Annotated in this window: 13 protein-coding genes; 6 read left to right on the plus strand and 7 right to left on the minus strand. The window is 69.5% G+C overall.

What is annotated here, in order from left to right:
- Positions 1 to 14 precede the first annotated feature (14 nt).
- The gene (locus EV648_RS19265; protein ID WP_132293294.1) at positions 15 to 941 is read left to right on the plus strand and encodes an NAD(P)-dependent oxidoreductase; all 927 of its coding nucleotides are present in this window, start codon (positions 15 to 17) and stop codon (positions 939 to 941) included.
- Positions 938 to 3,178 carry a glycosyltransferase family 2 protein gene (locus tag EV648_RS19270; RefSeq protein ID WP_132293297.1) on the plus strand — a complete coding sequence of 747 codons (2,241 nt, stop codon included), beginning with the start codon at positions 938 to 940 and terminating at the stop codon, positions 3,176 to 3,178. Before EV648_RS19265 ends, EV648_RS19270 begins: the two co-directional genes overlap by 4 nt.
- Here EV648_RS19270 and EV648_RS19275 read toward each other — a convergent pair.
- Positions 3,142 to 3,861 carry a bifunctional 2-polyprenyl-6-hydroxyphenol methylase/3-demethylubiquinol 3-O-methyltransferase UbiG gene (locus tag EV648_RS19275; RefSeq protein ID WP_241995370.1) on the minus strand — a complete coding sequence of 240 codons (720 nt, stop codon included), beginning with the start codon at positions 3,859 to 3,861 and terminating at the stop codon, positions 3,142 to 3,144. The genes EV648_RS19270 and EV648_RS19275 overlap by 37 nt on opposite strands.
- A 148-nt stretch (positions 3,862 to 4,009) precedes the next feature.
- On the opposite strand from EV648_RS19275, the gene EV648_RS19280 reads away from it, so the two are divergent.
- Entirely contained in the window at positions 4,010 to 5,167 is a 1,158-nt protein-coding gene (locus tag EV648_RS19280) for an NAD-dependent epimerase/dehydratase family protein (protein ID WP_132293303.1), read from the plus strand.
- A 3-nt stretch (positions 5,168 to 5,170) separates the two neighbouring features.
- On the opposite strand, the gene EV648_RS19285 is transcribed toward EV648_RS19280, so the two are convergent.
- Entirely contained in the window at positions 5,171 to 6,094 is a 924-nt protein-coding gene (locus tag EV648_RS19285) for a LysR family transcriptional regulator (RefSeq protein ID WP_158294024.1), read from the minus strand.
- A gap of 116 nt (positions 6,095 to 6,210) precedes the next feature.
- Between EV648_RS19285 and EV648_RS19290 the strand changes: the two genes are divergently transcribed.
- A complete protein-coding gene (locus EV648_RS19290; protein WP_199234699.1) occupies positions 6,211 to 7,515 on the plus strand; it encodes an MFS transporter in 1,305 nt (434 codons plus the stop codon).
- Here the strand turns inward: EV648_RS19290 and EV648_RS19295 are convergent.
- Complete coding sequence (locus EV648_RS19295; RefSeq protein WP_132293309.1) at positions 7,492 to 8,238, minus strand: methyltransferase domain-containing protein; 747 nt, start codon at positions 8,236 to 8,238, stop codon at positions 7,492 to 7,494. The two genes, EV648_RS19290 and EV648_RS19295, sit on opposite strands and share 24 nt — an antisense overlap.
- Positions 8,239 to 8,361: 123 nt before the next feature.
- Here EV648_RS19295 and EV648_RS19300 point away from each other — a divergent pair, with 123 nt between their 5' ends.
- A complete protein-coding gene (locus EV648_RS19300; protein ID WP_158294025.1) occupies positions 8,362 to 8,745 on the plus strand; it encodes a VOC family protein in 384 nt (127 codons plus the stop codon).
- A 63-nt stretch (positions 8,746 to 8,808) separates the two neighbouring features.
- Here EV648_RS19300 and EV648_RS19305 read toward each other — a convergent pair whose 3' ends face one another.
- The 3 genes from EV648_RS19305 to EV648_RS19315 form a co-directional block, all read right to left on the minus strand.
- On the minus strand, positions 8,809 to 9,810 hold the full coding sequence (locus EV648_RS19305; protein WP_132293315.1) for an alanine racemase: 1,002 nt from the start codon (positions 9,808 to 9,810) through the stop codon (positions 8,809 to 8,811).
- Between the two features lie 7 nt (positions 9,811 to 9,817).
- Complete coding sequence (locus EV648_RS19310; protein WP_132293318.1) at positions 9,818 to 10,948, minus strand: peptidoglycan bridge formation glycyltransferase FemA/FemB family protein; 1,131 nt, start codon at positions 10,946 to 10,948, stop codon at positions 9,818 to 9,820.
- A 109-nt stretch (positions 10,949 to 11,057) separates the two neighbouring features.
- Positions 11,058 to 11,987: an SDR family NAD(P)-dependent oxidoreductase gene (locus tag EV648_RS19315; protein ID WP_132293321.1), complete on the minus strand. Its 930-nt coding sequence runs from the start codon at positions 11,985 to 11,987 to the stop codon at positions 11,058 to 11,060.
- A gap of 147 nt (positions 11,988 to 12,134) precedes the next feature.
- Here EV648_RS19315 and EV648_RS19320 point away from each other — a divergent pair, with 147 nt between their 5' ends.
- Positions 12,135 to 12,701: a TetR/AcrR family transcriptional regulator gene (locus EV648_RS19320; protein WP_132293324.1), complete on the plus strand. Its 567-nt coding sequence runs from the start codon at positions 12,135 to 12,137 to the stop codon at positions 12,699 to 12,701.
- A gap of 13 nt (positions 12,702 to 12,714) precedes the next feature.
- Here EV648_RS19320 and EV648_RS19325 read toward each other — a convergent pair whose 3' ends face one another.
- Positions 12,715 to 13,464, minus strand: a complete 750-nt coding sequence (locus EV648_RS19325) for a class I SAM-dependent methyltransferase (RefSeq protein WP_132293327.1) — start codon at positions 13,462 to 13,464, stop codon at positions 12,715 to 12,717.
- Positions 13,465 to 13,515 lie beyond the last annotated feature (51 nt).

The following is a 13,515-nucleotide window of genomic DNA, read 5'->3' on the forward strand; positions in this document are numbered from 1 at the left end:
GTAGGTTGGCTGACATGGCTGAAACGAACTCGGGCCTCGACCGGGTGCTGGTGACCGGAGGAGCCGGGTTCATCGGCCGGGCCGTCGTCGCCGCGCTGCGGGAGCGGGCTGTGCCGGTGACCGTGGTGGACCGCGAGCCGCCCGACCCGTCGTGGGACGAAGGCGTGACCGTGATCACCGGGGACCTGGCCGACCAGGAGGTCTGCATCTCGGCCTTCGAGACCCGGCCGCGCGCGGTGATCCACCTGGCCGCGCTCACCTCGGTACTGCGCTCGGTGGACGCCCCGATGCGGACGTTCGCGGAGAACGTCACGATCACTCAGGTGCTGCTGGAGCTGTCCCGCGGCAGTGGTGTCGACCAGTTCGTGCTGGCATCCACCAACGCCGTGGTCGGCGACGTCGGGACCGCCACCATCACCGCGGACCTGCCCCTGCGCCCGCTCACGCCGTACGGGGCGACCAAGGCGGCGTGCGAGATGCTGCTCTCGGCGTACTCCGGGAGCTACGGCCTGGCGACGGCGGCGCTGCGGTTCACGAACGTGTACGGGCCGGGCATGTCGCACAAGGACAGCTTCGTCCCGCGGATGATGCGCGCCGCGCTCACCGGCGAGGGCGTCCGCGTGTACGGCGACGGGCTGCAGCGGCGGGACCTGGTCTTCATCGACGACGTGGTCGCCGGCGTGTTGCAGGCGCTCGACAACCGGTTCGACGGCCGGGCGATCATCGGCTCGGGGAACTCCGTCTCGGTGCTCGACATGCTCGAGACCGTGCGCGAGGTGACGGGTGCCGCGGTACCGGCGGAGCACATCGAGGCCCCGCCCGGGGAGATGCCGGCCGTGGTGGTGGATGTGTCCGCGAGTGCCGAGACGCTGGGCTACAGTCCGGCCGTCTCGCTGAAGGATGGTTTGGCCCGGACGTGGCAGTACTTCCAGCAGCAGTGAAGAAGGTACTGAGGACGCACTGGCTCCTCGCCATCCTCCTGGCGGCCGGCCTGGTCCTCCGGGTGCTGGCGACCGTCGCCTACCGGCCGGCGATCATCTACACCGACTCGGTCCAGTACCTGAACAACATGGAGCACCTGAAGCCGGACCAGCTCAACCCGATCGGCTACGACTTCGTACTGCGCCCGTTGGTCGACCTCGGCGGTCTGACACTGGTCGTGATCGTGCAGCACCTCGTCGGCCTGGCTCTGGGGATCGCCATCTACTCGCTGGCCCGCAGGCTGGGCGTCTACCGCTGGCTGGCCGCACTGGCCGCCGCGCCGCTCCTGCTGGACGCGTACCAGGTTCAGATCGAGCAGAACATCATGGCCGAGACCACCTTCGACGTGCTGCTCGTGGGGATCCTCTGGACCCTGCTCGGCTGGGGCAAGCCCGGTTGGAAGCGTGCCGCGCTGGCAGGGTTGCTCCTAGGCGCGGCCTTCGCCGTACGCACGATCGGCCTGACCCTGATCGTTGCCACCGTCCTCTATCTCGTCGTGGTGGGCTCGGCCTGGCGCCATCGGAGGACCTGGCCGCAGCTCGTACTGCGGGTAGGGGCGGCGGTGGCCGGCTTTGCTCTGGTGTTCGGCGCCTATGTCGGCTACTTCCACGCGGAGACCGGCAGGTGGGCCATCTCCGGCGCCGAGAACCAGGTGCTCTACGGGCGGACCGCAGTGGTTGCCGACTGCGCCAAGCTGCCGTTGAACGAGGGCACCCGGCTGTTCTGCCCCAAGGAGCCCCTCGGACAGCGCCTGGGCGTCGACAAGTACGCGCACAACCACTACGGCGACCCGAACTGGCCGGGGCCGCTGCCGCCGGGGACCACCAAACAGCAGTTGGCCGAGGAATTCAGCGCGCTGGTGATCCGGCATCAGCCGTTCGACGTCGCGTGGGCGGCCTTCAAGGACTTCCTGAAGGGCTTCGCTCCCACCCGGACCACGTCGCCCGACGATGTGCCGCTGGACCGCTGGCAGTTCCAGCTCAGCTACCCGAACCTGTCCGACCCGAACACGACCGAGGCGGCGGAGAAGTGGGGCGGCTCCGCGCCGCACGTGAACCACGAGCCGGCCGCGATCCTGCGGGCCTACCAGCTGAACGGCGGCTACACCTCCGGTCTGGCACTGGGATTCGCAGTACTGGTCGCGCTGGCCGCTGTTGCGGGGTTGGGCCGGGCCAAGAAGTCCGGGCTCCGTTCTGCCGCGTTGCTGCCGGTAGCCTCCGGGTTGATCCTTCTACTGGGGTCTGCCGCCTTCGAGTTCTCCTGGCGGTACCAGTTGCCCGGCCTGGTGTTGTTCCCGCTGGCGGGAGCGATCGGGCTGCGCGCGTTGCTCGGCGCTGACCAGGGACGTCCGGCCATGGCCGACTACCCGGACCCGGTGGACTCCGAGGCGCTGGACGACTTCCGCGAGCGGCACGGTGAACCCGCCTTCGCGCCGCTGGTCGTGGTGATTGCCGCCTACAACGAGGCCGGCGGGATCGGCTCGGTGCTGGCGAACATGCCGAAGACCTGCGCGGGGCTGCCGGTCGACGTACTGGTGGTTGTGGACGGCGCCGAGGACGACACGGCTGAGATCGCCGCCGCGCAAGGGGCGTTCGTCTGTGTTGCCCCCCGCAACCGTGGCCAGGGTGCCGCGCTCCGGCTCGGGTATCACCTCGCTGCCCAGGGCGGAGCGGAGTACGTCGCCACCACGGATGCAGACGGGCAGTACGACAACTCGGAGCTCGACGTGCTCCTGAAGCCCATCCTGGACGGGCAGGCCGACTTCGTCACCGGATCACGCCGGCTGGGGGCGGAGGACGCGGACAGCCGGTTGCGCTGGGTCGGCGTACGGGTGTTCGCCACGCTGGCGTCGTTCCTGACCAGGCGGAAGCTGACCGACACCTCGTTCGGGTTCCGCGCGATGCGGGCGGGCCTGGCCTGCGCGGTGACGCTGCGGGAGCCGCAGTACCAGTCGTCGGAGCTGCTGCTCGGCGTGCTGGCCAGTGGCGCGCGGGTGGTCGAACTGCCGATGACGATGCGGCGGCGTGGTGACGGCTCGAGCAAGAAGGGCCCGGGCCTGGTGTACGGCGCCAACTACGCGCGGGTGATGACCACTACCTGGTGGCGGGAATACGTACTGCGTCGGCGGCCCCTTGCATACGGCAACCAATCAGTGGCTGATCACGAAGGGACTCGGGCTACGCAGAGGACGGTCTGACCGAACGGGACCCGGACGCGGCTCTCCACCGCACGGGTTACCGGTACGACGAACCGGTCGTAGATCGCCACCAGCCTGGGATTCGGCGCGGTACTCCCGCCCCGGCGGACCGCGGCCCACCAGGCGATCCCGCCGAGCAGGTTCACCGGTTTCGCGAGCTCCACCTGCAGTCCGGCCCGCAGTACGGCGTCACTGACGGTGGCGGGGGTGTAGCGGCGGACGTGGCCGACGCGGCGGTCGAACTCGCCGTACAGCTGCTGGTAGCCGGGCACCCAGAGCACGATGGTCCCGCCGGGCACAACCAGTTCCGCGAGGGAGCGCAGCGCGCCCGCGTCGTCCTCGATGTGCTCCAGGACGTTGATCGCGATCACCGAGTCCACCGGCTTGTCCAGGCTCAGCTCGTCACCCAGCGCGAGCTGCCGCGCCTCGACCTCCGGCCGGTCGGCGAACCGCTCGGCCAGCAGTTCCACCGCGCCCGGATCCGCGTCGGTGACCACCAACCGGTCCAAACCGCTAAAACCGGCGGCGAACTCGCCGAGGCCGGCACCCACCTCCAGGACCGTGTTCCCGCAGTGCGGCGAGATCAGATCCAGTTGGTAGCGGCGGTAACGCGGCTGGTCGGCGCCGCCCTGCTCGAGGTCGCGGCCGGTGGCGTCGCTGAAGGCTCCGGTGTGTTCAGGCATCCCGCCCATTCTGCACCGTGCGCTCGGACGGCGGTCCGTGCGACCTTATTCACAGCAGATTCCCAGCTTCCGGCAAGGTGTTTGAAGCTTGAGTTGGGTACACATGATCAGGACATAGGAACATTCCTGTCCGGAAGGTGGTCGCTTCGTGCGTGTTCTCGTCCTGGGTGGTGACGGTTACCTGGGGTGGCCGACAGCGCTGCATCTGTCCGACAACGGGCATCAGACGGCGGTGCTGGACAACTTCGCCCGGCGTGGCTACGACCAGGAGCTGGGGGTCGAGAGCCTGGTCCCGATCGAGGACCTGGACACCCGGATCGCCGCGTGGGAGGAAGTCTCCGGCCAGCGGATCGCGTCGTACACCGGTGACCTGCTCGACGCCGACTTCGTCTACGGCGTACTGCGGGAGTTCCGGCCCGAGGCGATCGTGCACTTCGCCGAGCAGCGGGCCGCGCCGTACTCGATGATCGACCGGCAGCACGCTGTGTACACGCAGCAGAACAACGTGATCGGCACGCTGAACCTGATGTACGCGATGGCCGAGATCGACCCGGGCATCCACCTGGTCAAGCTCGGCACGATGGGTGAGTACGGCACACCCAACATCGACATCGAGGAAGGCTGGCTGGAAGTCGAGCACAACGGCCGCAAGGACCGGATGCTCTACCCGAAGAAGCCGGGCTCGTTCTACCACCTGAGCAAGGTGCACGACTCGCACAACCTGGAGTTCGGCTGCCGGGTCTGGGGACTGCGCGTCACCGACCTCAACCAAGGCGTCGTCTACGGTCAGCAGACCCCGCAGACCGTGCGCGACCCGCGGCTGGCCACCCGGTTCGACTACGACGCGGTGTTCGGCACCGTGCTGAACCGCTTCGTCATCCAGGCCGTGCTCGGCGAGCCGCTGACCGTCTACGGCACCGGCGGTCAGACCCGCGGGTTGCTGGACGTCCGCGACACCGTCGAGTGCATCCGGCTCGCGGTGGAGAACCCGGCCGAGGTCGGTGAGTTCCGCGTCTTCAACCAGATGACGGAGAGCTACTCGGTCGCCCAGATCGCCGAGAAGGTGGCCGAGTGCTTCCCCGGCCCGGTCCAGGTCGAGCACCTGGAGAACCCGCGCGTCGAGCAGCCGGAGCACTACTACAACGTCAAGCACACCGGTCTGGTCGGCCTCGGCCTGCAGCCGCACCTGCTGTCCGACACGCTGATCGAGTCGATGTTCGACATCGTTGCCGCCAACAAGGACCGGGTGAACCTGGGTGCTCTGCTGCCCACGGTCCGCTGGCGCGGTGGGCTCAAGGACGGCTGATCCTCAGCGGGTCCCTTGAAGGGGCTCTTGTAGCGACGCTGCCTGCCAGGCGGTGACGTACTCCGAGAAGCGGCGCGCTGCCGGGCTGGCGGCGTGACCCTGGGGGAGCACGAGATCGATGCGGCGGACCAGCTCGACCCCGGTCAACGGGACGAGCCGGACCGCGGCGGCGACGCGTGGTGCCAGGTCGAATCCGGTCGGCGCCAGGGTCACGCCCACGCCGGCCGCGACCAGGTCGAGCACCATCGTCCACTCGTTCACCTCGCAGGCGATCCGGCGGGTGATCCCGGCGGCGCGGAAGGCGTCGTCGACCACCACCCGGATCGCCCACTGCGCCGGCGGCTCGACGAACCGCTCGCCGGCCAGGTCCCCGAGCGTGACGGACCCGGCGGCCGCGAGCGGGTGATCCCGCGCGACGATCAGGACCACCGGCTCGGCCAGCAGCGGAACCACCTCCAGGCCCGGCGGGCGATCTTGGATGAGCGAGACGAGCGCGCAGTCGAGCCGTCCGTCCGCGACCAGGTCGAGCATCTGCAGCGCGGGCAACTGCTGGACCGAGATGTCCACCCGCGGATGGGCCAGCGCGAACTCCGCCAGCCAGGACGAGAACGGCAGGGTGTGGCCGCTTGTCTGGAGGGCGCCGATCCGCAGCCGGCCGGCGAGAACTCCGTGTGCGTCCTGGACCGCCTGCTGAGCGGCCTGCGCCGCGTCGAGCGTGTGCCGGGCGGCGGGCAGCAGCGCCGTTCCCTCCGCCGTGAGCCGGACCGGCCGGGTGCCGCGCACGAACAGCAGGGCGCCGACCTCCTTCTCCAGCGCCCGGATCGACGTCGACAGACCTGACTGGACGATCAGCTCGCGCGCGGCGGCCTGGGTGAAGCTCCGCTCCTCCGCGAGCGCCACGAAATGCCTCAGATGCCGCAGCTCCATGGCTCGAGTATCTCCCCAGGAGATGGAATCCATCTGATCCAGGTCCAGCAAAGCTGGTATGAGCCCTCTCGAGCCGTCCGTTGCCACTGAGGACAACGTCTTTCCGAGAGGCTCTGATGAGTACTGCAACAACGACGCGGACCGCCACCGCGAGCCGCCACATGACCGGCTTCTGGTTCGTCGCGGTCGCCTTCCTGACGCTGATGGCGTTCGGCACCGTGCCGACGCCGCTCTGGTCGATCTACCAGACCCGAGACCACTTCGGTGCGACCACAGTGACGGTCGCGTTCGCCGTGATGGTGGTCGGCGCGGCCGCCAGTTTCCGTCTGCTCGGCCATCTCTCCGACCGCCTCGGCCGGCGCCGAATCATCGTGCCCGCGCTGCTGGTCGGGATCCTGTCCGCCCTGGTGCTGGCCGTCTGGCCGGACCTGCCCGGGCTGATCCTCGGTCGCGTGCTGACCGGCGTCGCCGTCGGCCTGATGGCGTCCACCGCTACCGCCTACCTCACCGACCTGTACTCCGAGGCGCGTCCAGCCGAGACCGGGTCACCCAAGCCAGGGCTGGTCGCGACCGCCGTGAACCTCGGCGGTCTCGCGCTGGGACCCCTGGTAGCGGGAGCGCTGGCGCAGTGGGGCCCCGCGCCACTCCACACGTCGTACCTCGTGTTCGGGGCATTGATGACGGTGTTGCTCGGGCTCGTGCTGTCCAGCCCGGAGACCGTCGACACCGAGGCGGCGGACGAGTCCCGGCCGGTGCGGTTCGCGCTGCGGCCAGGGCAGGGCGCTGTGTTCGGCGCCGCCGCGGCTGTGGGGTTCTTCGCCTTCGCCGTGATGGGGTTGTTCTCGTCGCTCGGCGCGATCATCGTCCGCGGTGAACTCGGCATCACGTCCTACTTCGTCGCCGGGCTCGCGCCGTTCACCGCGTTCGCCGCGTCCGCGGTCGCGCAACTCGCGCTGGGCCGGGTGAGCTTGGCCAAAGTGCTGCCGATCGGCACGGTGCTCTTCCCGATCGGCCTGGCGTTGACGGCCTTGTCGCTCTACCGGCCCACGTTGTGGCTCGCGCTGACCGCGGCGGGGTTGGCCGGCGCCGGTGCGGGTCTGCTCTTCAAGAGCGCTGTCACCCAGACGATGATCGCGGCCGATCCCGGCTCACGTGCGGGTGTGCTGGCGACGTTCTTCGTGATCACGTACTTCGGGACGGGCGCACCGTCGATCGCCTTCAGCCTGGTGATCCAGCACATCGCCTTGAAACCCGCGATGTTCGGGTTCGCCACGGTCCTGTCGGTGGGCACCATCGCCGCGGTCGCGATCGCCCTCCGCCGGGGCTCGACCCAGCGCGGTGGATCAGCCCAGCGCGGTGGATCAACCGAGCGCGGCGGATCAGTCGTCAGCGGTAGTTCAGCGGGTGGCGGCGACCAGTAGCGTCGGGAGGATGGCGAGGAAGCGGTCGCGGCGGTCGCGGTCGGCCTGGTCGGCGAGCCACTCGGACGCGTCGTCCCGGGTGATCAGCGCCTTCTCGACCGCGGCCGCCGCGGCGCCTTCCAACTGCTTGGCCATCAGCCGGTGGTCGGTGATCACCTCGTTGTGGACGAGCACCTCGGCGTCGCGGAAGCCCGTGTCGAGCAGCAGATCGCGGTAGCTCCGCGCCGCCCGAGGTGCCACCGAGCGCGACTCGAGTCCGAGCAGCACCACGTCGGTCAGGTCCTGGTCGCTCCCGTCGATCAGCAGGAACCCGTAGTCCTGACCGACGAGCACCGCCCGCCCGCCGGGCCGCAGTACCCGATGAGCCTCGCGCAGCGTGGGCAGGGGATCCGCGAGCAGGTGGAACAGCCGCGCGGCGCGGTAGCCGTCGACCGACTCGTCCTCCAGCGGCAACTGATCGGAATGTGCCACGTGAAACATCGCGTCCGGAGTACGGGAGCGGGCGACGGTGATCGCGTCGGGGTCGGCGTCGACGCCGATCGTCTTGATCTGCGCGCGGGTCAGTTCGCAGACCGCATGTCCGGCGCCACAAGCCACGTCGACGCAGGTGTCGCCAGGCTTCAGTGCGAGTAGCCGGTAGGACTCAGCCCGTAGTGCCAGGGCGCCGGTCGTCTGCTCGATCCGGTCCAGCAGCGTCAGTCTCGGATTGGTCAATTCACCCATGCCACCACGCTGCAACTTCAGGTGGACCTGAAGTCAACCCCGGCCGCCCTGTCACACATCTCGGGCCGCTTGCGTCAGGCTGGGTGGCGGGAACGGCCCGCCGGTTGGAGATCGGAGGCTGCTGTGAAGTTCGCGAAGACGATCGTGTACGTCGAGGACGCGAAGGCGTCGGTGGAGTTCTTCGAGAAGGCCTTCGGGCTGACGGGCACGTACCACGACCAGGGATACGGGGAGATCGAGACCGGGGGCGACACCAAGATCTCGTTCGCCAACTACCCGGTCGGGCAGTACCACCTGCCGGAGAAGTACCAGGTCGGAACGCCCGACAAGGTGGTGTTCGAGCTGTCGCTGGTGACCGAGGACGTCGAGGAGGCATTCCGGAAGGCCGTCGAGGCCGGTGCGGAGCCGTTACAGGAGCCGGAGAAGAAGCCGTGGGGACAGGTGTCGTCGTTCCTCCGGCTGCCCGACGGCATCATCGTCGACCTCGCCTCGCCGGTCGCCTACTGACCGATCTGACTGACCTGACTGACCTGCGGCGGTCACCCGCGGAGGTGACCGCCGCACAGCTCGTCAGTCCATCGACACCTTGTCGAAGATGGTGGTGGTGAACCGGACGTCCACCCCCACCTCGTCGCCGACCGCCGGCGGAGCCACCGAGGACGGCAGGAAAAGCATGCTCGCCTGCATGTGCGGGGGCTCGGCGAACCAGCGCTGCTTGCCCTCGATGGTGAACGGCGACAACGCCATCCCGGCGGCGTCCAGGCTGCCCTTGGCCATCGCGATCGCCCGCTGCCGCACGGTGGCCGCCGCAGTCGGGGCCTCCAGGCCGACGCCGTGCGCGGTGCCACCCGAGACGACCAGGATGTGGCCGTCGCCGGCCACCCGGCGCTGGCGATACCCCACCCGCTCGCCCCGGCGTACCGAGTGGACGTCGAGGACGGTGGCCCGGACGGTGAAGGCGCCGCGGTCGCCGAGCCACAGGCCGGTGCCCATCCGGAGCCGGACGTCCTCGCCGATGTCGGCCAGCTTCTGCGCCGGGACGTGGGAAACCCACAGCGGGCCCTGCCGGACCGCACGCGCGGCCTTGCCCAGCTCCTGCGCCTCGCGGAGGTTCGCCGACGTGCCGCCCGCGCCCATCGGGAAGTGCAGCGACCAGCCCTCGAACTTGATTCGGTCCAGCGCGTTCAGCAGCATCGTGTGCCGCAGCTCGCGGGCGCCGATGCCGTGCCGGCGCATCGAGGTCTGCACCTCGATCAGCACCCGGCTGCCAGCCGGGATCGATACCAGGTCGGCCAGCCGGCTGACCGTGTGGATGACGTTCTTGCCCTGCGGGATCTCCAGGAACGGCCGCCACGGCGACAGCACCACGACGTCGTCGCGGAACTCCGGCGGTACTTCGTTGTAGGTGCCGACCGCGACCGTCTTCGCGCCGAGGGCGCGCGACTCGGCCAGCAGCCGGGTGTTGCCGACGCCGTACCCGTTGCCCTTGGCGACCGGGATGATGTCGGGGTTCCACGTGGAACGGAGGTGATCGCGCCAGCGGTCCGAGTCGATGTGCAGGATCAGGGGCATGTCAGGTTCATCGCCGTCTCATGTAGAGGTCGAATGCGGTGTAGAGCGCCTTGTTCAACGGCAGATCCCACTCACCGACATACTCGACGGCCTCGCCGCCGGTGCCGACCTTGAACTGGATCAACCCGACGTGAGGGTCGTCGGGGTCCAAGGTGTCGGTGATGCCCCGTAGGTCGTACACGGACGCGCCCGCGGCGAGCGCATCCGACATCATTCGCCACTGGATCGCGTTCGATCCGCGGACGTCTCGCTTGGCGGTCGAGCTGGCACCGTAGGAGTACCAGGAGTGACCGCCCACCCGGACCCAGATCGTCGAGGCGACCAGGTCCCCCTCGTGGTAGGCGTTGTAGAGCCGGAAGTCGCAGACGCCGGCCGGCTGGTTCGCCATCGCCGCCTGCATCTTGGTGAAGTACGGCAGCGGCCGCGGGGTGAAGTGGTCCCGCTCCGCGGTCTCGACGTACAGCGCGTGGAAGGCCTTCAGGTCCTCCGGCGTACCGAGGCTGACCTCGACGCCGAGCTTGTCGGCCTTCTTGATGTTGCGCCGCCACAGCTGGTTCATGCCCCTGAGCAGGTCATCCTCGCTCTTGCCGGCCAGCGGCACCTGGAACACGTACTGCGGCTGGCCCGCGGCGAATCCCTCGCCGACCTTCGGGGCCTTCCAGCCGAGCGCGCGGAGCTGGGCCATCACGGTGGCGCCCGACGGCTCGATCACGTCGGGCCGGACGTCGCCGAGCTTGGGCTGCTGCCCGCCGGCGATCGCATCCTTGATCGTCTTCGCAGTCCACCGCCGAGTCGGCACCGGCGGACCCATCCGCAGGCCGAACGCGCCCTGCTCCTGGGTGTGCGCCGCCAACGGCCGCAGGAACCGGCCGAGGTCGATCTCGTCCCAGTCGATCACCGGGCCCTCGGGCAGGTAGGCCAGGTAGCGCTTGACCTTCGGCATCTGCCGGTAGAGCACCAGCGCGACCCCGACCAGTTGATCCGGAGCGGCCGGATCGAACCAGCCGAGCGACTCGGCCTTCCACTCGCTCTTCACCGCCGCCCAGCCAGGGGTCTGCAGGAAGCTCGCCGACGGCTGCGCCGCCAGGTAGGTGGCGTGCTGCTCGGCGGAGATGGTCCGGATGCTCAAGTCACTCACGGTCGGTCAGGTTACCGGCCCGGAGCCTCAGACCGTAGCCGAGCGGACGGCTGTACCTCCCGGTACGACGCCGCGGCGGGATGGGCGACGGCATCGTACCGGGGGTGGATCAGCGGTTCACGTGGTCGAGCGACACCTCCCAGAGCCGGGTGGCGGCTTCCGGGTCGAGGGCGTAGTCCGCGACTCCGCCTTCCCGGCCGGGCACGTGCGGCTCGGCCTCGTTGACGTCTTCGAAGTACCGGCCGCCGACGCCCTCGAGCAGCGGCGAAGCCGCGAGCAGGACTGAGGTGGCGGCGCCCTGCTCGACCGTCTTCCAGGCGTAGTTGTCGAAGATCCTCTTGAGCGCGGGGTCGTTGTCCGGGTCCTGGTGCCGCTGCAGCGCGGTGCGGATCCCGCCCGGCATCAGCGCGTTCGCGGTGATCCCGTCCGGCGCCCAGCGCTTGGTCGCCTCGACCGCGAAGAGCACGTTCGCCGTCTTCGACTGCCCGTACGCCGACCACGGCTCGTACGGGCGGTTCTCGAAGTGGATGTCGTCGAACACGATCCCCGAGCGCAGGTGGGCGCTGGAACTGACGGACACGATCCGGGCGTTTCCGGCGGCCGCAAGCGCGGGGTGGAGGCCGAGGGCCAGGCCGAAGTGGCCGAGGTGGTTGGTCGCGAACTGGTGCTCCCAGCCTTCCGGCGTCCGGGTCAGCGGCTCGGCCATCACGCCCGCGTTGTTGACCAGGATGTGCAGCGGGCCCTGCCAGCGGCCGGCGAAGGCGCGGACGGATTCCTGGTCGGCCAGCTCGATCGGCTCGACCAGGACGCCCTGGTTGCCGGTCTTCGCGGTGATCTCGGCTGCTGTGCGCCGGCCGGCCTCGACGTTGCGGACCGCGAGGGTGACCTCGGCGCCGGCGGCTGCCAGCACCCGGGCGGTCTCGACGCCGATCCCGGACGCGCCGCCGGTGACGACGGCCCGCCGTCCGCTCAGGTCGACCCCGGCGAGCACCTCGCCTGCGGTGGACTCCCGGTTGAAGGGGGTGGTGATTCTGCTCATCGTCTGTCCTGTCCTGGTCCGAGCTAGGCTTAAACGGAGGAACCTCCGGTAAGAGAGAGTTAACTGGAGGAACCTCCGTTTCTCAAGCCGGCGCTGGGGTCGGCTAGGTTCGTGGTCCGTAGGCACAGCGGGTGGAAGGGGAGTGGGATGGGGGTGACCGGTGAACGTCCGCTGCGCGCGGACGCCCAGCGGAACCGCGACCTGCTGCTCGTCGCGGCGGTCGAGTCCTTCTCCAAGTGCGGCCTGGAGGCGACCCTCGAAGGCATCGCCAAGAACGCCGGGGTCGGGATCGGCACGCTCTACCGGCACTTCCCGACCCGGGAGGCGCTGGTCGAGGCGGCCTACCGCAACGAACTGGCCGTGGTCTGCGACGCCGCCCCCGAACTGCTCGCCTCGATGCCGCCGGCCGAGGCGACCCGGGCCTGGATGGATCGCTTCATCGACTACATGACCCGCAAGATCGGCATGGCCGACGCGTTGCGCGCGGTGATCGCGTCCGGCGCCGACCCGTACGCGCACAGCTTCGAGCTCCTGGTCGGCGCGATCCAGCCGCTGCTCGAGGCCAGCTCGGCCGCGGGCGAGATCCGGTCCGACATCGCGGCGGGCGACGTACTGATCAGCCTGAGCGGCGTCGCACTGGCCGCCGGGTCCAACCGTGAGCAGGCCGGGCGGTTGCTCGACCTCCTGATGGACGGCCTGCGGTACCGCGGCTGAGAGATCGGCTGAGCTACCGGAGTCTGGCCCGGATCAGGTAGCGGTGGTTGTGGGCGACGAACGGCCCGTCCGTGCGCATCCGCTGGTCCAGCGCCCGAAGCGCAGGCTCGTACTTGTCCACGTCGAAGTCCGGGATCTGCCACGGGATCGCGCGCAGGTGGAAGACGATCGCGCCGACGTCCAGGAAGACGAACTCCGGCCACTCCTCGGCGGCCTCGAGGATCTCGAACCCCTGCTCGCCAAGGGCGTTCACCGCGCCCTCACAGGTGTTGGCGTCCGGCAGCATCACCGGCGGAGCACCGAGGGCCTCGTTCAGGTCGGCGTCGTTGCGGCTGCCGACCTGCTGGGTCACCAGCACGCCGTCGGTTCGCAGTACGCGGGCGAGTTCTGCGGCGTCGAGGCGGCCATGGCGATTCAGTACCAGGTCGACCGTGCCGTCCTCGACCGGGAACGGGTCCCCGGTCGGGTGCTGCCGGACGTCGACGCCGAGCGAGTACAGCCGGCAGCGCGCGAGCGGGACGTTCGGTTCGTAGCCCTCGGTGGCAATGGTTGCCGCGGGCAATGGTGCGAGGGAGGCGAGCAGCTCGCCGCCGCCGGTGTCGACGTCGAGCACCCGGGTGGCGCGCTGCAGCGCGGCACGGGCGAGCCGGTCGTATGACCAGGAGAGATCTGCGCTCACCGCACGGTAGCCGAGCCAGCTGAAGTCCCACCCGCTGAAGGTGGCCAACGTGGCCTCCTTGACGAGTTCCTCATATGCCCCCATCTGCTCACAGTAGGGACGATGGGCGGCCGCGTACACAGAGTTCCTAGGCTG

This window comes from Kribbella sp. VKM Ac-2568, from assembly GCF_004345365.1.
GTDB lineage: Bacteria > Actinomycetota > Actinomycetes > Propionibacteriales > Kribbellaceae > Kribbella > Kribbella orskensis.

Bases quoted from the DNA above. Each gene is read 5' to 3' on its own strand.
- EV648_RS19290 (WP_199234699.1), top strand. From the start codon at position 6,211: ATGAGTACTGCAACAACGACGCGGACCGCCACCGCGAGCCGCCACATG.
- EV648_RS19275 (WP_241995370.1), bottom strand. From the start codon at position 3,861: ATGCCTGAACACACCGGAGCCTTCAGCGACGCCACCGGCCGCGACCTC.
- EV648_RS19265 (WP_132293294.1), top strand. From the start codon at position 15: ATGGCTGAAACGAACTCGGGCCTCGACCGGGTGCTGGTGACCGGAGGA.
- EV648_RS19305 (WP_132293315.1), bottom strand. From the start codon at position 9,810: ATGCCCCTGATCCTGCACATCGACTCGGACCGCTGGCGCGATCACCTC.
- EV648_RS19325 (WP_132293327.1), bottom strand. From the start codon at position 13,464: ATGGGGGCATATGAGGAACTCGTCAAGGAGGCCACGTTGGCCACCTTC.
- EV648_RS19320 (WP_132293324.1), top strand. From the start codon at position 12,135: ATGGGGGTGACCGGTGAACGTCCGCTGCGCGCGGACGCCCAGCGGAAC.
- EV648_RS19315 (WP_132293321.1), bottom strand. From the start codon at position 11,987: ATGAGCAGAATCACCACCCCCTTCAACCGGGAGTCCACCGCAGGCGAG.
- EV648_RS19295 (WP_132293309.1), bottom strand. From the start codon at position 8,238: ATGGGTGAATTGACCAATCCGAGACTGACGCTGCTGGACCGGATCGAG.
- EV648_RS19285 (WP_158294024.1), bottom strand. From the start codon at position 6,094: ATGGAGCTGCGGCATCTGAGGCATTTCGTGGCGCTCGCGGAGGAGCGG.